Genomic DNA, 16,682 nt, shown 5'->3' with positions numbered 1-16,682 from the left:
GCGATACGCATAAAAAATCCGAAACCAATCAACAGGTTTCGGATTTTCACACAACAGAAGGATCGGTCAATGGATCCTTAACTGATCGGCATTAGATGCTGCGGCATCCCTTTTTGTTTGCACAGCCCTCATTTGAATCCCTAATTCCCGCCTTCCTGCCCTTGCCTGCACCACGACCAAAGCATAAAGTAGTTGCGCCTGTAAGGTATTGGATAAGCACTAAAAAGCGCTTCTTGTCCGGTCTGTTGTCCATGACGCCAATGCATCATGAGAGTCCAAAGCCTTCGCTATCCACTTTGCTGGCGATTTTTCGCAGCAATAAAAACAAGTGCATTGCCCGACATGGGCTAACACAACGAGGATAAACCGATGAAACTCAAAATGGCTCCTACCCTGATTGCACTGGCGCTCGCCGCCGCAGGTACCACAGCTCAGGCTGCCGATGACTGGTACACCGGTGTTGGTGCAGGTTGGGCATATGCCCACGGTCTGGATGATTTTGGCAAAGGCACTGACAAAGACGCCACTGCGCTGAGCCTGTTCGGCGGTTACAACTTCAACGACTACTACGCAGCTGAACTGGGCTACCTCTACGCCGGTAAAGCGGGCGTTGACGGTGCCGATTTCAAAACCCAAGGTGCAACCCTCTCCGGTATCGCCCGCCTGCCGCTGGGCGACATCTTCTCGGTGTTTGCTGAAGGTGGTGCCTACTTCAATCACGTCAACGGCAATGGCAACAGCGACAACGGCACTGCACCGCTGGCGGGTCTGGGTCTGACTGCCAAGCTCTCCGACCTCATCGATGTGCAGGCACGCTACCGCTATCTGTGGAATCTGGGTGACGAGCAGAAAACCTGGGAGAGCGACATGAGCGTCGCGACCCTGGAGCTGGTGATGCACCCGAACCGCACCTCTTATGTTGCCCCGGTGGCCGCCCCTGCGCCTGAGCCGGTTCCCGAGCCGGTACTGGTCGACAAGAACTTCGCCCTGAGCTCTGACGTGCTGTTTGCCTTTGGCAAATCCACCCTCAAGCCAGAAGGTGTCGCAGCGCTGAATTCGCTGTATCAGCAGATCGTTGATGTTCAGCCGAAAGATGGCAGCGCCGTGGTCGTCGGTTACACCGACCGTATCGGCTCTGACGCCTACAACCTGAAACTCTCCGAAGCGCGTGCCCGTACCGTGGCCGACTTCCTGGTTGGCAAAGGTCTGCCGGCCGGCAAAGTTGCCATCGAAGGTCGCGGTGAAGCCAATCCGGTCACCGGTACCCAGTGCAACAGCGTCAAGAGCAAGGCTCAGCTGATCTCCTGCCTGGCACCGGATCGCCGTGTAGAAGTACGCGTCACCGGTGTGCAGCAAGTGACCCAGTAACCACGTCTGACAACACTAAGGGGATGAAGCTGCATCCCCTCAGGATGCAAAAAGGGATGCCGAGGCATCCCTTTTGCTTTGCCACTTCCCGCAGAAATCAGAACGAGGTGCGGCGGTAGCGGCGATATTCCGGATGCCAGAAGTTGGCGTCGATGGCCTGATCGATCACCTCGTCTGGGGTCTGCACCGCCTTGCCTTGCAGCATGGCGGTCTTGGCCACCATCTTGGCGATGTAGCGGGAGACCTGATGGATATCTGCCAGATCCGGCAGCAGAGAACCCTCCTCCCCTTTCACCAGCGGCGAGCACTCCGCCAGCGCACGGCTGGCCGACATCAGCATGGCGTCGGTCACCCGGGTGGCGCCGGAGGCGATGACGCCAAGGCCGATCCCCGGGAAGATGAAGGAGTTGTTGCACTGGGCGATGACGTAGCGTTTGCCCTTGTACTCCACCGGTGCGAACGGACTGCCGGTAGCCACCAGCGCCTGACCGTCGGTCCAGCGGATAAGGTCTGCCGGCGTCGCCTCGACCCGGGAGGTGGGGTTGGAGAGCGGGAAGATGATGGGACGGGCACAGTGCTTGTGCATGGTCTTGACCACCTCTTCGGTGAACAGCCCCGGCTGACCGGATACCCCGATCAGGATGTCCGGGCGACCGTGCTCCATCACCTCCAGCAGGGAGATATTGTCCCCCACCGGCCAGTCGGCGATGCGCTCCACCGGTTGGGAGAGACGGCGCTGGAAGTCGAGCTGGTTGGGGATCTTGTCGGTGATAAGACCAAAGCGGTCCACCATAAAGACACGGCTGCGGGCCTGGGCATCGGTCAGCCCCTCGGCCTTCATCTGTGCCACGATCTGCTCGGCGATACCGCAACCGGCGCTGCCCGCACCGAGGAAGGCAACCCGCTTCTCGGAGAGCTTGGCGCCGGAGGCCTTGCAGGCAGCAATGAGGCTGCCCAGCGTCACGGCAGCAGTACCCTGAATATCGTCGTTGAAGCAGCAGAGCTCGTTCTTGTAGCGGTTGAGCAGCGGCATGGCGTTGTTCTGGGCGAAATCCTCAAACTGCAGCAGGATATCGGGCCAGCGGCGCTTGACCGCCTGAATGAAGGCATCGACAAACTCGGCGTACTCATCCCCCGAGATACGCGGATTGCGCCACCCCATATAGAAGGGGTCATTCAGCAGTTGCTGGTTGTTGGTGCCCACATCCAGCACCACCGGCAGGCAGTAGGCGGGCGAGATGCCACCACAGGCGGTGTAGAGGGAGAGCTTGCCGATGGGAATGCCCATGCCGCCGATCCCCTGGTCACCCAGACCCAGGATCCGCTCGCCATCGGTCACCACGATCACCTTGACGTTCTGCTTGGTGGCGTTTTGCAGCATGTCATCGATCCTGTCCTTATCCGGATAGGAGATAAAGAGGCCACGGGCGCGGCGATAGATGTTGGAGAACTCCTCGCACGCCTTGCCCACCGTCGGGGTGTAGATGATGGGCAGCATCTCGGTCAGGTGGTTGTGCAGCAGACGGTAGAACAGTGTTTCGTTGGTATCCTGGATGTTGCGCAGATAGATGTGCTTGTCCATGTCGTTGCCAAACGCCATGAACTGGCGATAGGCGCGCTCGGCCTGCTCTTCGATGGTCTCGATATTCTGGGGCAACAGACCTTCGAGGTTGAAGTTGCTGCGCTCTTCGCTGGTGAAGGCGCTGCCCTTGTTGAGCAAAGGGGTCTCCAGCAGGGCGGGACCGGCGTAGGGAATGTAGAGAGGACGTTTCTGGTTATTATCTTCAAACATGGATCTTGGTACCTAAACGGTTAGCTAGACGCAGGGACCCGCCGATCCTAGGGGCTTGTCTTATTAATTTCAAAGAGTTTGCACATCCGTTGCAAAAGGTTTGCGACCCAGTCGACGAAAGGCGCCGGGGGTCTGACCAGTCAGACGACGAAAGCGGTTGGCAAAGTTGGCCCCATCGCTGTAACCGACCCGGGCCGCCAGCTCGCCAAGTGGCCAGTTGGTATAGAGCAGCAGCTGGCGCGCCTTGTTCATTCTGAGCTCGGTCACCCTCGCCATCGGCCCCATACCGAACGCTTGCTGACAGAGCCGGTGCAGATGGGGAACGGAGCAGGCCATCTGTCGGGCCAGCAGGGCGACACTCCAGGGTTCGTCCAGGCGCGCCTCCACCCGGCGAAACAGTGCCTGCAATCTGAGTTCAGGGGTGCCACGCACCTCCCCTTGCAGGGTGCGCTCCAGCAGCGCCAGCAACAGGCTGAGCAGTTGGGGTTGCAGCGGGGAGCGAACCCCTTCCCCCTGCATCAGGCTGAGCAGATGGTAGAGCTGATCGCCGCCATCCCCTTGCCAGATACGGTGACCAAGGCGATGCAGGTGCTGCCAGCGCGGCACGTCATCGAGCAAAATCCAGCTGATCTGCCAGCTTTCGCCAATCAGCTTGAGACCGCCAGGCACGGCGGCGGGCAGGAAAATCAGCGATCCGGCCGGAATGGCTTGCTCACCCTCGTCGGTAAGCAGCGCGCCACCCTCATCGTGACTCACCATCAGGATGTGAAACTCGGGGCGATTGCGACGGATGAGGTAGTGATCACGCACCCGGGAGAGGCCGGTCAGGAAGATCCCCGCCTCGCCGAGCAGGGGCAGCCCTTCACGTCCCAGCATCTGCTCTTCACAGGCTGGCGCTATCTCCAGACACTCGCTGGCAAATGGCATAACACCTCAACAGGATAGTTTTACACAAGAAAATCGAGAGCTACTCACAGTGAGAAGAGCCTCGTCAGCCCCTATCATACCCCTGACAAACCTTGCTTTTCTCATACCCGGTTAACAACTATGAATTATTGGCAAGCGATTTTAAAACAAACCACCGATCGCGAGTTCATGACCCGATTGTGGCGGCTGGCCCTGCCTGTCTCGCTGCAATCCATGATGTTCTCCCTGCTCGGCCTCATCGATATCATGATGGTGAGCCAGCTTGGCACCACGGCTGTGGCGGCGGTCGGCTTGGGTAACCGGGTCTTCTTTTTCAATCTGCTGGTGATAGCGGGCCTCGCGGGCGGGGTCTCGGTATTGGCAGCACAATACTTCGGGCGCGGGGAGATGGCCGGGGTGCGCCGCTCCCTGGCGCTGGCAATAGTGGGCGCCCTGCTGGTCACCCTGCCCTTTGCCTTCATCTATGTGTTATCACCGGGCAGCGTACTGGGTTTTGCCAGTCAGGAGCCGGCACTGCGAGCTCTGGCGGATCAATTCTTGATGATCACCGGCGCCACCATCCTCTGTACCGCCATCGTAGTGCCGCTGGAATCAGCCCTGCGCTCGGTCGGCAATGCCGCCGCGCCAACCCGCATCGGCATTATCGCCATCATCGCCAACGTCATCCTCAACTACGCCCTCATCTTCGGTCACTTCGGCTTCGAGGCGATGGGGGTCGCCGGTTCGGCCTGGGGCACCACCATTTCCCGGCTGCTGCAGACAGCCCTGCTGCTGTTCTACGTAAAGCGTTATGAGGCGCGCCTGATCCCGCGTGCACCAGACTGGCTAGCCGCCTTCAAGCGCAAGGAGGTGGTGCGCTTTACCCTGATCGCCCTGCCGCTGCTGTTCCATGACGGCCTCTGGGCCTTCGGCATGCTGATTTACGGCTTTCTCTATGCCCATCTTGGCACCGATTCGCTGGCCATCATGACCACACTCGGCACCCTGGAGAGCATCCTGATCTCCCTCTTCTTCGGACTGGCGGTGGCCTGCTCCACCCTGCTCGGCCACCGGCTCGGGGCCGAGGAGTACGAGATTGCCTGGCAGCACTCCCAGCTCTTCCTGCTGCTGGCACCGATTGGCGCGCTACTGGTGGGGATCATCGTCTGGCTGCTGCAAGCCAACCTGCTGCAGTGGGTCGGCAACCTGCCCCCCGAGCTGATGACGGAAGCGGGACAGGTGCTCGGCATCATGTGCCTCGGGATGCTGCTCAAGGTGTTCAACATGGTGGGGATCATCGGGGTGCTGCGCTCTGGCGGCGATGTGAACTACAGCATCTTCATCGATATTGTCGGCATGTGGTGCATCGGCATCCCGCTCGCCTGGGTGGCGGTCACGCTGCTCGGCTGGCCCCTCTCCTGGGTGGTGGCGGTGGTCTTGCTGGAGGAGCTCAGCAAGGTGTTGCTGGTGCAGCGCCGTATTCGCCAACGCTGCTGGTTGAAGAATCTGGTGATCGGATAAACAGCCACAAATCGGGGTCATATCAATGACAGAAAAACCCTGTTTGCAGTATGCTGGGCGCCTCTTCAATCAGAGGCAGGGATCCACGGTTTCCCTGTCCAGTAGTCGTTTAAGGAGACGAGCATGCAACCACAGAAAGAGCTGATCACCGAGACGGCCCTGCTTGAGATGGCCAACAAGATCATCAAAGAGCATGAAGACTTCATCCACGGTATGCGCGCCGATTCGGTGGAGCAGAAGGGGGATATTCTGGTGTTCAAGGGGGAGTATTTCCTGGCCGAAGACGGCACCCCGACCGGCAAGACCATGGCGGTCTTCAACATGTTCAAGCTGCTGGCTCAGCAGCTCTCCGGCAAGTACAAGCTGGCCTGATCGCACCAGCTCATTGCCAACAGGATGCCGCCCTCAGGCGGCATCTGTTTTTGCGCGGTTCTGCCCCTCGACCACCACGCAGTTGCGTCCCGCCATCTTGGCTTGGTAGAGGCACTCGTCGGCACGGTTGATCAGAATATCGATGGTGTCATCGGAACGAGCCATGGCAATCCCGATACTCACCGTCACCTCCAGCAATTCGTCCGAGGTGGGGCTCTTCACCAGCCGCGCCTCGACAGCAATGCGCAGCCGCTCGGCCATTTTACTCGCCAGCGCCGGATCGGCGCAGTTGTGCATCAGGATAGCAAACTCTTCGCCGCCATAACGCCCCAGCACCATGTCAGGCTCCAGCTGCTCCCCCAGGGTGGTAGCCACCTCCTTGAGCACCGCATCCCCCGCCAGATGGCCGTAGATATCGTTGATCCGCTTGAAGCGATCGAGATCCAGCAGCATCACCGCAAAGGGCTTCTTCTTGAGTTGCAGCCGGATTCGGGCCTGCTCCAGCTGCTTCATCAGCAGGCGGCGGTTCATCATGCCGGTCAGCTCATCGGTGGTTGATTCCCGATATAGCCGCAGCAGCATGTTGAGTTGGCCGCACTGCACCCAGCAACTGGCCATGGTAAACATGCCGAGCACCCACACCTGATTCAGGGTGGCCTGACTCCAGATGCTCTGGCCCACCAGCAGCCAGTGGCCCAGCAGCATGGTCACCAGTACCACGCCTGCCAGTTGCAAGCCGAGGGAGAGGGGGATGGGGAAGATGGCAAACAGGGTTATCAGCAGATAGGGAAAGGCAGCATAGCCCGCCTGCAACTCCTGTCCGGCGCCAAAGCTGTTAAGGCAAAAGAGGGAGAAGAGCATCATCACGGCCATCAGGTAGCCAAGGGCCAGCTTCATCCGCTCCCGCTTGAAGTGGATGAGATACGAGAGCGGAATAAGTGGCGAGAGCGCCAGGGTGCAGAAGATCCTGGCCTGGAACAGCTGCTCGAAATGAACGGCGGGCAAGGTCAGCCAATCCACCACGGCCCAGGCGGGCAATCCGAGCATCAGCAAGCAGGTCAGCAGGCGCAAACGCACCGTCATAAAGCCCATGCGAGTACGAGTAAAGTCTTCGGAGTGAACCCTCGCACTCCAGAACTCTGACAACTTGAGCATCCAGAGTCTCCACGATGAATACTGAGGGCTCATTCTACACCTACAAAGTGGTAAAAATATCATTAGCGGGGAGAATAAAAAGGAGAGGTCGGTCACACAAACCGACAGATGATAATCGCAGCGCGCAAACGTTTCAACCCATCAAAAAATAAACCTTTTTTTGCATAATTAGCGCTGGTCAGCCTCATTTCAATCACTACAATAGCGCCCAATTTTCTCCCCCTCCCCACACAATTCGAGGTACTTATGGAACAGGCTGCTGTCACACGCGCCAATCGAGAGGCACATCCACCCAGGCGAACCCATAGCGAACTGGTCTATGGCATAGAGGATGTCCCGCCTCTGCCCCAGACGCTGTTCGCCGCCCTGCAGCATATGCTCGCCATGTTTGTCGCCATCATTACCCCGCCCCTGATTATCGCCAATGCCCTCGGCCTCTCTGCCGCCGACACCCGTTATATCGTCTCCATGTCGCTGGTCATGTCCGGCATCGCCTCCTTCATTCAAACCCGTCGCTTCGGCCCCATCGGTTCCGGCCTGCTCTCGGTACAGGGCACCAGCTTCAACTTCCTCGGCCCCATCATCGCCTCAGGTCTCGCCCTCAAGCAGGCCGCCATGCCCACCGAGGATCTGTTGGGCACATTGTTTGGCACCATGATGGTTGCCGCACTCACTATCGTGGTGATGAGCCGCTTCCTCCATCTGGTGAAACGGATCATCACCCCGCTGGTCACCGGCATAGTGGTGCTGCTGATCGGCCTGACCCTGATCAAAGTGGGCCTGATCAGCATGGGCGGCGGCTATGCAGCCCTCTCTGATGGCAGCTTCGCCAGTCACACCAACCTCTTCCTCTCACTGCTGGTGCTCGGCCTGATCGTGTTGCTGCAACGCAGTCGCAACCCCTGGCTGCGTCTCTCCGCCATCATGATCGCCATGCTGGCGGGCTATGCCGTGGCCCTGCTGTTGGGCAAAGTGAGCGCCCCCACCTTCGACGGCCCGCTGGTGATGGTGCCCATTCCGCTCCACTACGGTCTCGGCTTTGACTGGCAGTTGTTCGTGCCGCTCGCCATCATCTTCGTGGTGACGGCGCTCGAAGCGATCGGTGACATGACCGCCACCTCGGATATCTCCGGCGAGCCGCTGGAAGGGCCTGTCTATATGGAGCGGATCAAAGGCGGCGTGCTGGCCGATGGTGCCAACTCCATGCTGGCGGCAGTTTTCTCCACCTTCCCCATGTCCACCTTCGCCCAGAATAACGGCGTCATTCAGCTGACCGGCGTCGCCAGCCGCCATGTCGGGCTCTTTATCGCCGCCATGCTGGCCCTGCTCGGCCTGTTCCCGGCGGTCGCCAGTCTGGTACAGCAGATCCCCGAGCCCGTGCTGGGGGGTGCCACCATCGTGATGTTCGGCACCATCGCCGCCGCTGGCGTGCGCATCATTGCCCGCGAGGAGCTGGATCGCCGCGCCCTGATGATCCTGGCGGTGTCGCTGGCCATGGGGCTGGGGGTCGCGCAGGTGCCGGAAGTGCTGCAACACCTGCCGGAGCTGGCCAAGAGCGTGCTCTCCTACGGCGTCGCCACCGGTGGCATTACCGCCATCGTGCTCAACCTGCTGCTGCCCAAGCGCGAAGCGCGTCACTCCTGAGACATCGTCCACCGATAGCCAACCCAAGCCCCGCACTGCGGGGCTTTACCTTGCCAGTCGCCACGGGTAGTGTGCTGGGCAGCCTTTTTTGAGGATGCCGCCATGCCCTATCGCCTGCTCTCTCCCCTTCCCGATACCGCTTCACCCGCACAAATACTGGCGCAAGAGCAGCGCTGGCTGCGCGACTGTGCCCATGACGGCCAGCCCCGCGCTCACCTCTGGCAGGCGCCCCAATGCCTGATTGTCACTCGCAAGGATACCCGCCTCCCCCATTACGAAGCCGCCTGCAAACAGCTGGCAGACGAAGGCTGGCCGGTGCATGTGCGCGACAGTGGCGGTACCGCCGTGCCCCACGGGGCGGGGATCCTCAACCTATCCCTGCTGCTGCCCCGCACCACCACAGATCTCGCCCACTACTACCGGCTGCTGGGGGCGCCGCTGCTGACCCTGTTGGCGGAGTACGGCCTTGAGGGAAGCTATGACTTCGTGCCCGGATCCTTTTGCGATGGTCAGTACAATCTGATGATCGGGGGACGCAAGATCACCGGTACTGCCCAGCGCTGGCTGGCACCGGGGCAGGATCACCAGGGCGCCGTGCTGGCACAAGCCATGCTGCTGGTGGCGGGTGATGTGGATGAGGGAACCAGGATGGCGAGCCGCTTCTACGAGCTGGCGGGCGGCGAACTGCGTTTTATGGCGGGAACCTCCACCACGCTGGCAAGCAGCATCGATTGGCACGGTAGCGATCAGGCACTGGTAGAGAAAGTGCGAGCACGTCTGGATAGCCTGCTGAGCGAGGGGCTATCCCCCCCATCCTGACCTTATTCCGAAGGGAGAGGGAAAACGCCCGTCGATGGAGATAGCGCAGGCACAAAAAAGCCACGACCGGAGTCGTGGCTTGTTCTTTTCAAGGGGAGCGTGAAACGGGCTGAGGCGCTCAAGCCGTCTGCGGCTCCGGCTCGGCTTCGCTATCCAGATCCCGGCTAAAGTAGGCGCGGGTCTCGGCGATCACCACATGGCGCAGACCGATGAGGCCGATGAGGTTGGGCACCGCCATCAGGCCGTTAACGATATCGGCCAGGAGCCAAATCATGTCCAGATGGAGGAAAGCTCCGCTCGCAACCAGCGCCAGATAGACCAGACGATAGGGCTTGATCGCCTTCACCCCGAACAGGTATTCGGTGCAGCGCTCGCCGTAGTAGTTCCAGCCAAGGATGGTGGTAAAGGCGAAGAACAGGAGGCCAATGCTCACCAGATACTGGCCGACATGAGCATCGAGCCCTTGGGCAAAGGCCAGACTGGTCATAGCCGCGCCGCTTGCATCGCCGCTCCACACGCCTGTGACCACCAGTGTCAGGCCGGTCATGGTGCAGATGATGATGGTGTCGATGAAGGTACCTGTCATGGAGACCAGCCCCTGCTCCACGCACGAATCGGTCTTGGCTGCCGCCGCCGCGATGGGCGCAGAGCCCAGACCTGACTCGTTGGAGAAGACCCCGCGCGCGACCCCGGACTGGATTGCCAGCATGATGCTGGCACCGACGAAGCCGCCGGTCGCCGCATGGCCGGTGAAGGCACTCTCGATAACCAGCATGACGGCATCGGGCAGGGCGCTGGCGTTGTTCACCAGCACGCCCAGACAGGCGACGATGTAGAAGATGGCCATGAAGGGCACCACCTTGCTCGACACGCTGGAGATGGACTTGATCCCCCCCAGAGTCACCAGCGCCACGATCAGGGTCAGCACCACGGCGGTCGCTTCACGGGGCACCGAGAAGGAGAGGCTCATGGCGTCGGAGATGGCATTGACCTGCGGGAACGTACCGATGCCGAAGAAGGCGACACCGATGCCGAACAGGGCAAACAGCTTGGCGAGCGGTTTGGAACCGAGCCCCTTCTCCAGATAGTACATGGGGCCGCCAGCCATCTGGCCGTTGGCATCCTGCTCGCGGTATTTGACCGCCAGCAGGCACTCGGCATACTTGGTGGCCATGCCGAACAGCGCCGCCATCCACATCCAGAACAAGGCACCCGGGCCCCCCAGCTTGATGGCGGTGGCCACCCCGACGATATTGCCGGTGCCGATGGTGGCAGAGAGTGCGGTACAGAGGGCGCCGAAGCTGGAGACATCCCCCTGCTTGCCCTGCCCCTGATCGCGACCAAAAACCAGCCTCAGAGCGAGCGGCAAGCGCACGACCTGAAGCAGACCCAGACGCAGGGTGAGATAGATACCGGTCCCGACCAGCAGGATCAGCAGGGGCGGGCCCCAGATAAAGCTATCGATGGCGGTTAACGCCGATTGAATTGATGACATGCATCCTCCTTAAGAAACAGAAATTAAGGAGGAGAAGGATGATCTTCCCATAGGTGTCGCGATCGGCCAGAGGCGATCGGATGCGGGCCAAGCCCAGGTACAACCATCCCATCCCCTCTGTCCTTTTGCCTGAGAGTTTCCGGCGCCAGCCTGCCCTTGCGGGTAGTCGTGGTGCCTTGCTCCTTCGGCGCCCGATTTAACGGGTCTCTCCAGAGTATCGTCCAGTAGCAGTCCACACCGGTTGCCCGGTACCTGAAAGATTCACTTCTTCGGTGGATGGTTGCCCATCGCTCTCCTGCTACCTTCATCCGAACTAGTTTGGATTAGGAAGTCGGCATGTTAATCCAAAAAATGTGAGCTGTCTCGCACTTGGCCGCCCCCATTTATATTTTTTTAGTGACCGCCAGAACCGCGGCAAGAATGTTAAATGTTAGTTAACTATCAACAAGTTAGGCTCTCACGGATCAAATGTGGCCCAAACGGGAAAAATGGCGGATAGAGAACAGTGATCCCTCTCGTTTCGCCAAGAAAATCTTGCCGACATATCCAATCAAAATGCTTGCACACAGAATCAATAAGCCGATAATCCGCTGCATAACCAAGCACTTTGTTATCAATTTATGCACTGTGTTCGGTTGGTCCCACCGGACCGCTCGCCTGACCCGGCCGTCGCCGGTTCAATCGCATATGGCTTGGGCATATCACGCCCCCTAAGGATGACCAAAAGAGAATGAACGAGACCCTGGTTGCAAAAGATGTGGTCGCACAAGATTACCGTCAGCTGGTTGAACAATTCGGTTCCCCCCTGCTGCTGCTCGACAAGGCAGCCGTCCGCAAACAGTATCGGGCCCTGGCCGCCGCCCTGCACGATGTACGATTGCACTATGCACTCAAACCCCTGCCCCATGAGGCGGTGGTCTCTGTCTTGAAGGAAGAGGGGGCCTGTTTCGATCTGGCCACCAATGGCGAAGTGGATCTGGTGCGCAGTCAGGGAGTTCGCCCGGGACGTTGCATTCATACCCATCCCATCAAGCGCGACAGCGATATCCGTTATGCGCTGGAGTTCGGCTGCACCGTGTTTGTCTACGACAACCCACTGGAGCTGGAAAAGTTCATTCCCTACAAGGACGAAGTGAAACTGCTGCTGCGGGTCAGCTTCCCCAACCCCGAGACCAAGGTCGATCTCTCCAAGAAGTTCGGCTGCACTCCGGAGCAGGCGCTGCCGCTGCTGCAACTGGCCCACGCCAAGGGGATCAAGGTGATGGGGCTGTCGTTCCACGTCGGCTCGCAAGTGCCTCATGCCCATCGCCATGTGCAGGCCATCGACGCCTGCCGCGAGATCATGGAGCAGGCCTGGGCGCTCGGGCTCAAGCCCTGGGTGCTGGATATCGGCGGCGGTTTCCCGGTGGATTATGAGGGGGGCGAGTTCGATATCGACGGCTTCTGCGCGCCGATCCGCGAAGCGCTGGCCAAGTTGCCAGCTACCGTGCAGAAGATTGCCGAACCGGGCCGCTTTATCAGCGCGCCGGCCATGACTTCGGTATCAAGCGTGATGGGCAAGGCCCACCGCGGCGACAAGATCTGGTATTACCTGGATGACGGTCTCTACGGCAGCTACAACGGTCAGCTCTATGACCACGTCACCTATCCGGTGAGCACGCCTTATGCCAGTGGCGAGCAGCACAATTCGGTGCTCTCCGGCCCGACCTGCGACAGCGTGGATGTGATACGCGATGACATCATGCTGCCGGACCTGGCTATCGGCGAGTTGGTGGTTGGCAAGGTGATGGGCGCCTACACCTGGGCCTCCGCCTCCACCTTCAACTTCTTCCCCAAGGCCAGCATCCTCATTCTGGACAGCAGTCAGAAGGGGCAGAAGCTGGTGGCAGTAGCCTGAGCACACCGCTCGCTCGCCAACAGGTTCACTGGGCAAAAACAAGAGGGGGAAGCTTGAGCTTCCCCCTCTCTCATTTCACCAACACCTATCAGATAAACTGACTGGTCAGCAGCCAGCCGGTGTAGGCGACGAAGCAGGTGAGCAGCACGCCCCCCTCCAGCCGGTTGATGCGGCCCTGCCCCTTGCGGCCCAGACACATCACCAGCAGCAGCAGGGTCAGCCCCATCATGATGCTCCAGTCACGGGTGAGCACTTCCGGCGCCACATCCAACGGATGAATACCCGCCGCGATCCCCACCACCGCCAGGGTGTTGAACAGGTTGGAGCCCAGTACGTTGCCAAGGGCCAGATCATGCTCGTTCTTGCGAATGGCGATCAACGACGAGGCCAGTTCCGGCAGGGAGGTTCCCACCGCGACTATGGTGAGACCAATCACCAGATCGCTGATACCAAGTGCCTGTGCGATGGTCACCGCCCCCCAGACCAGCAGACGGGAAGCGCCGATCAGCAGCACCAGCCCGACCACCAGCCAGAAGATAGCGCTCTTGAGGGACATCCCCTCGCTCTCGATATCCTCGGCGGTCTCGGTATCCAGCGCATCTCCCTTGCCATTCATGCCAGCCCAGATGGACCAGCCCATCAGGGCAACGAAGACAGCCCCCAGAATGACCGCATCCATCCGGCCCAGATGACCATCGATCAGCAGGGCGCCGGAGAGCAGGGTAATACCGAGCAGAATGGGGATCTCCTTGCGCACTACCTGAGAGGCCACCGCGATAGGACTGATCAGTGCCGTCAGACCCAGGATCAGCGCGATATTGGTGATGTTGGAGCCATAGGCATTACCGAGCGCCAACCCGGGATTGCCCTGTGACGCCGCCAGCGCCGAGACCACCATCTCCGGGGCCGAGGTACCAAAACCGATGATCACCATGCCGATCAGCAGCGGCGGCATCCCCGCATAACGGGCGGTGGCGGCAGCGCCATCGACAAACTTGTCTGCACTCCAGACCAGCAGCGCCAGTCCGGCAATCAGGGCAACAAAAGCCAGAGTCATAGGATCTTCATCTCTTGTTATCAGCAACGAAGCGCCAGCCCAAACGGGCAGGCACCATGGGAAAGTGGCGCCAGTGTAGCTGTGCCACCTCCCATTTCAAGGGGAAATCAAACCGTGATTAACATTTCACAGTGCAGCCAGCATGCTCGCGGCATCGGAGACCTCGAACTTGCCCGGTGCCTCCACAAACAGCTGCTCGACCACGCCATCGTTGGCGATCAACGCAAAGCGCTGGGCGCGGATACCTCCAAAGGCGCCGGTATCCTTGGCCAGACCCAACGCCCGGGTCCAGCTGCCGTCGCCATCCGCCAGCATGGTGATCGCCTCGGCATTCTGGGCCGTCTGCCAGGCCCGCATCACGAAAGCATCGTTGACCGACAGACAGCAGATGGCATCCACCCCTTTGGCCATAAACTGATCGGCCAGCACCACATAACCGGGCAGGTGGGCATTGGAGCAGGTGGGAGTAAAGGCGCCGGGCACGGCAAACAGCACTACTTTTTTACCGGCGAACAGCGTCTGGCTATCCCGCAGCTGCTTGCCCTCGGCGGTGATAAAGGTAAATTCGCCCGAAGGCAGAGTCTGACCCATCGCAATCATTGTGCTCGTCCTTAAGTGGAGGGAGGAGGCCCCAGTCTACCCCACTGCCGAGCTGTGACACAGACCTCCCTTTGCCGGGATCATTTGAACTAACCTTGAGCAGGATCAGCCGACCAAGGAAGCCTCATGCAGCACTATTACGATGGTCTGGAAATTCGTCCCTCCGCCATGCGCGAACAACAGCAACTGGACCAGCTCAATCATCAGCTTACCCATGTCAGCCAATATTGCGCCGGTTACTCCAGCGCCTATCGCCAGTGCCGCCTCGAGGATCTGGCAGAGCTGGCCACCCTGCCACTGCTCGACAGCAAAGAGCTCTTTGCCGCCCAGCAGGCTCATCCCCCCTTTGCCGGTCTCACCGGCCGCCCCGCCAGTCAAGCGCTGCGGGTCTTCTCCTGTCCGGGCCAGCTGGCCATCCCCGAATATGCGGGAGCTGACTGGTGGGGCGCCGCCCGAGCACTGTTTGCCGCCGGTTTCAAGGCGGGGGAAGTGATGCTCAACGGCCACGACTATCATGCTGGCCCCACCGCCTTTATCTTCGATAACGGCGCCCGCCAGCTGGGGGCTCCCGTGGTACCCTGCGGGCCCCACGATACCCAGCGCCAGCTGGAGGCACTGCTGCGCTATCAACCCACCGGCTATGTCGGCCCGCTGGTGACCCTGCTCGACCTGCTGGAAGCGGCCGAAGCGGCGGAGATCCCGAGCGATTCGCTGCGCCGTGCCCTATTGTGCGAAGCCACCCATCCCGAAACCGCGCCGCTGCGTGCCATTCACGGCATTGCGGCCCTCAACTGTCTGGTGTGGCAGGATGTGGGGGTGGTGGCCTACGAGAGTCAGCCCGGTCAGGGCTTTATCGTCAACGAGAGCTGCATCGTCGAGATCATCGATCCCGCCAGCGGCAATCCCGTGAGTGGCGATGAAACAGGCCAGCTGGTGGTGACCCGACTCGATCTCGAGTATCCCCTACTGCGTCTGGCCACCGACTGGCAGGGGCACTGGCTCGCCAAGCCGAGCGCTTGCGGGCGCACCAACCGACGCCTCAAGCTGGTGTAGCAGACCCAGTAAATGCACAAAGGCAGACGGGCAGCCATCAGGCTGCCCGTCTTGTCTCTGAACTGGAAAAGAAAATATCTAAAGAGAGACGTTAGCGCCTTGCCTGCCAGGTGGCGATGGCGAGCAGGGAATCGGGGGTAAATTCGCTGGCGCGCTCGGCAATCTCGGCCAGGCTCATCCAGTGTACCGCGCTCACCTCTTCGGCCTGCAACTGCAGCGGCCCCTGATAACGGCAACTGAAGAGGCCACCCCAGACCCGGTAGCCCTCCCCTTCCGCATAAAAGCTGCCAAAGCCCTGCAGGGGAACATCCATAATCCCCAGCTCTTCGGCCAGCTCGCGCCGGGCGGAGCGCTCCATCTCCTCACCGGTGGTGACCACGCCACCGGCGCAGGCATCCAGCATGCCGGGGCAGAAATCCTTGCTGAGGGTGCGCCGCTGCACCAGGATCCGATCCGCGTCGTCGAGCACCAGAATATAGCTGGCGCGATGGCAGAGATTCTCTCGCCGCACCTTGGCTCGCTCGGCCACGCCAATCACCCGGTTATCCTCGTCCACCACATCAACCCATTCCACGCACAGGCCCTTTTATTTGTTCCATTCAAGCCCGCAGTATATCGGTGCGGTGGTTTGCCATGGCACAACTTTTTCGATGATACCGTCAATTTGCCGAGCTCACTGGCAAAATAAGGATTCATGCAAATCTTTATAAACCGTCATATCAGTGTCATCGACCGACACCATAGTGTGCCCTGTCCAGGCAATCAGGGAACCGTGTGATGAAGGTATTCAAGCAGTTATCCCCACGGCAGATCGCTCGCTACATCAAGAGCTTTCATCGAGGCTATTTTGCCATCGAGTCGCTGGGGACATTTGAATTCAACGCGGGCAGGATCAGCCTCCATGGCCTGACCTGCCGCCAGCGGCTAAGACTGGCTCGCCAGATCAATCTGGCTGTCAGACAACTTGGTCACCGCGACCCCTTGCCGGACATGTGAGTCAAAG

At 60.1% G+C, this 16,682-nt stretch carries 15 protein-coding genes and 1 riboswitch; of the genes, 8 read left to right on the top strand and 7 right to left on the bottom strand.

All coding sequences use genetic code 11. The features are described 5' to 3' along the window. Window positions 1–369 precede the first annotated feature (369 nt). Window positions 370–1,368, top strand: coding sequence for a porin OmpA (gene ompA / locus AB5Y92_RS16400; protein WP_368227153.1), 999 nt, complete (start codon window positions 370–372; stop codon window positions 1,366–1,368). A 97-nt stretch (window positions 1,369–1,465) separates the two neighbouring features. Here the strand turns inward: ompA and AB5Y92_RS16395 are convergent, their stop codons facing one another. Next, on the bottom strand, window positions 1,466–3,160 hold the full coding sequence (locus AB5Y92_RS16395) for an NAD-dependent malic enzyme (protein WP_005358917.1): 1,695 nt from the start codon (window positions 3,158–3,160) through the stop codon (window positions 1,466–1,468). A 69-nt stretch (window positions 3,161–3,229) separates the two neighbouring features. After that, window positions 3,230–4,087 (bottom strand): AraC family transcriptional regulator, encoded by an 858-nt coding sequence (locus AB5Y92_RS16390; RefSeq protein ID WP_040066718.1) that lies wholly within the window; start codon window positions 4,085–4,087, stop codon window positions 3,230–3,232. 120 nt (window positions 4,088–4,207) lie between these two features. On the opposite strand from AB5Y92_RS16390, the gene AB5Y92_RS16385 reads away from it, so the two are divergent. Together AB5Y92_RS16385 and AB5Y92_RS16380 are read left to right on the top strand one after the other, a co-directional pair. Then, a complete protein-coding gene (locus tag AB5Y92_RS16385; RefSeq protein ID WP_368227152.1) occupies window positions 4,208–5,587 on the top strand; it encodes an MATE family efflux transporter in 1,380 nt (459 codons plus the stop codon). A gap of 123 nt (window positions 5,588–5,710) precedes the next feature. Then, window positions 5,711–5,959 carry a YciN family protein gene (locus AB5Y92_RS16380; RefSeq protein ID WP_005338382.1) on the top strand — a complete coding sequence of 83 codons (249 nt, stop codon included), beginning with the start codon at window positions 5,711–5,713 and terminating at the stop codon, window positions 5,957–5,959. A gap of 33 nt (window positions 5,960–5,992) precedes the next feature. On the opposite strand, the gene AB5Y92_RS16375 is transcribed toward AB5Y92_RS16380, so the two are convergent. Continuing rightward, the gene (locus AB5Y92_RS16375; RefSeq protein ID WP_005349944.1) at window positions 5,993–7,114 is read right to left on the bottom strand and encodes a GGDEF domain-containing protein; all 1,122 of its coding nucleotides are present in this window, start codon (window positions 7,112–7,114) and stop codon (window positions 5,993–5,995) included. Between the two features lie 246 nt (window positions 7,115–7,360). Between AB5Y92_RS16375 and AB5Y92_RS16370 the strand changes: the two genes are divergently transcribed. Both AB5Y92_RS16370 and AB5Y92_RS16365 read left to right on the top strand, forming a co-directional pair. Further along, the gene (locus tag AB5Y92_RS16370) at window positions 7,361–8,758 is read left to right on the top strand and encodes a nucleobase:cation symporter-2 family protein (protein ID WP_368227151.1); all 1,398 of its coding nucleotides are present in this window, start codon (window positions 7,361–7,363) and stop codon (window positions 8,756–8,758) included. Window positions 8,759–8,860: 102 nt separating this feature from the next. Beyond that, window positions 8,861–9,577, top strand: coding sequence for a protein ligase (locus AB5Y92_RS16365; RefSeq protein WP_368227150.1), 717 nt, complete (start codon window positions 8,861–8,863; stop codon window positions 9,575–9,577). A gap of 118 nt (window positions 9,578–9,695) precedes the next feature. On the opposite strand, the gene AB5Y92_RS16360 is transcribed toward AB5Y92_RS16365, so the two are convergent. Continuing rightward, a complete protein-coding gene (locus tag AB5Y92_RS16360) occupies window positions 9,696–11,072 on the bottom strand; it encodes a sodium:alanine symporter family protein (protein ID WP_005338391.1) in 1,377 nt (458 codons plus the stop codon). A gap of 107 nt (window positions 11,073–11,179) precedes the next feature. After that, window positions 11,180–11,295, bottom strand: a riboswitch (glycine riboswitch). A 507-nt stretch (window positions 11,296–11,802) separates the two neighbouring features. Between AB5Y92_RS16360 and AB5Y92_RS16355 the strand changes: the two genes are divergently transcribed. Next, on the top strand, window positions 11,803–12,969 hold the full coding sequence (locus AB5Y92_RS16355; protein WP_368227149.1) for a type III PLP-dependent enzyme: 1,167 nt from the start codon (window positions 11,803–11,805) through the stop codon (window positions 12,967–12,969). Window positions 12,970–13,057: 88 nt separating this feature from the next. On the opposite strand, the gene AB5Y92_RS16350 is transcribed toward AB5Y92_RS16355, so the two are convergent. Both AB5Y92_RS16350 and AB5Y92_RS16345 read right to left on the bottom strand, forming a co-directional pair. Then, entirely contained in the window at window positions 13,058–14,026 is a 969-nt protein-coding gene (locus AB5Y92_RS16350; protein ID WP_005343920.1) for a calcium/sodium antiporter, read from the bottom strand. Window positions 14,027–14,152: 126 nt separating this feature from the next. Then, the gene (locus AB5Y92_RS16345) at window positions 14,153–14,626 is read right to left on the bottom strand and encodes a peroxiredoxin (RefSeq protein WP_368227148.1); all 474 of its coding nucleotides are present in this window, start codon (window positions 14,624–14,626) and stop codon (window positions 14,153–14,155) included. Between the two features lie 126 nt (window positions 14,627–14,752). On the opposite strand from AB5Y92_RS16345, the gene AB5Y92_RS16340 reads away from it, so the two are divergent. Continuing rightward, a complete protein-coding gene (locus AB5Y92_RS16340) occupies window positions 14,753–15,679 on the top strand; it encodes a phenylacetate--CoA ligase family protein (RefSeq protein ID WP_201986916.1) in 927 nt (308 codons plus the stop codon). A gap of 91 nt (window positions 15,680–15,770) precedes the next feature. Here AB5Y92_RS16340 and yfcD read toward each other — a convergent pair whose 3' ends face one another. Then, window positions 15,771–16,253, bottom strand: coding sequence for an NUDIX hydrolase YfcD (yfcD, locus tag AB5Y92_RS16335; protein ID WP_047435956.1), 483 nt, complete (start codon window positions 16,251–16,253; stop codon window positions 15,771–15,773). Window positions 16,254–16,456: 203 nt separating this feature from the next. Between yfcD and AB5Y92_RS16330 the strand changes: the two genes are divergently transcribed. Further along, entirely contained in the window at window positions 16,457–16,675 is a 219-nt protein-coding gene (locus tag AB5Y92_RS16330) for a DUF1107 family protein (protein ID WP_005338403.1), read from the top strand. Window positions 16,676–16,682: the final 7 nt, after the last annotated feature.

The organism is Aeromonas sp. R1-1 (genome assembly GCF_040908495.1).
GTDB lineage: Bacteria > Pseudomonadota > Gammaproteobacteria > Enterobacterales > Aeromonadaceae > Aeromonas > Aeromonas veronii.
The sequence above is the reverse complement of the archived record's forward strand: the minus strand, read 5'-3'. Positions and strand labels throughout refer to the sequence as shown.

What these genes read in the sequence shown, in the direction of transcription:
- AB5Y92_RS16350 (WP_005343920.1), bottom strand. Translation starts at nt 14,026, where the DNA reads ATGACTCTGGCTTTTGTTGCCCTGATTGCCGGACTGGCGCTGCTGGTC.
- AB5Y92_RS16330 (WP_005338403.1), top strand. Translation starts at nt 16,457, where the DNA reads ATGAAGGTATTCAAGCAGTTATCCCCACGGCAGATCGCTCGCTACATC.
- AB5Y92_RS16380 (WP_005338382.1), top strand. Translation starts at nt 5,711, where the DNA reads ATGCAACCACAGAAAGAGCTGATCACCGAGACGGCCCTGCTTGAGATG.
- AB5Y92_RS16385 (WP_368227152.1), top strand. Translation starts at nt 4,208, where the DNA reads ATGAATTATTGGCAAGCGATTTTAAAACAAACCACCGATCGCGAGTTC.
- AB5Y92_RS16340 (WP_201986916.1), top strand. Translation starts at nt 14,753, where the DNA reads ATGCAGCACTATTACGATGGTCTGGAAATTCGTCCCTCCGCCATGCGC.
- AB5Y92_RS16375 (WP_005349944.1), bottom strand. Translation starts at nt 7,114, where the DNA reads ATGCTCAAGTTGTCAGAGTTCTGGAGTGCGAGGGTTCACTCCGAAGAC.
- ompA (WP_368227153.1), top strand. Translation starts at nt 370, where the DNA reads ATGAAACTCAAAATGGCTCCTACCCTGATTGCACTGGCGCTCGCCGCC.
- AB5Y92_RS16370 (WP_368227151.1), top strand. Translation starts at nt 7,361, where the DNA reads ATGGAACAGGCTGCTGTCACACGCGCCAATCGAGAGGCACATCCACCC.
- AB5Y92_RS16345 (WP_368227148.1), bottom strand. Translation starts at nt 14,626, where the DNA reads ATGATTGCGATGGGTCAGACTCTGCCTTCGGGCGAATTTACCTTTATC.
- AB5Y92_RS16355 (WP_368227149.1), top strand. Translation starts at nt 11,803, where the DNA reads ATGAACGAGACCCTGGTTGCAAAAGATGTGGTCGCACAAGATTACCGT.
- AB5Y92_RS16360 (WP_005338391.1), bottom strand. Translation starts at nt 11,072, where the DNA reads ATGTCATCAATTCAATCGGCGTTAACCGCCATCGATAGCTTTATCTGG.
- AB5Y92_RS16395 (WP_005358917.1), bottom strand. Translation starts at nt 3,160, where the DNA reads ATGTTTGAAGATAATAACCAGAAACGTCCTCTCTACATTCCCTACGCC.
- AB5Y92_RS16365 (WP_368227150.1), top strand. Translation starts at nt 8,861, where the DNA reads ATGCCCTATCGCCTGCTCTCTCCCCTTCCCGATACCGCTTCACCCGCA.
- AB5Y92_RS16390 (WP_040066718.1), bottom strand. Translation starts at nt 4,087, where the DNA reads ATGCCATTTGCCAGCGAGTGTCTGGAGATAGCGCCAGCCTGTGAAGAG.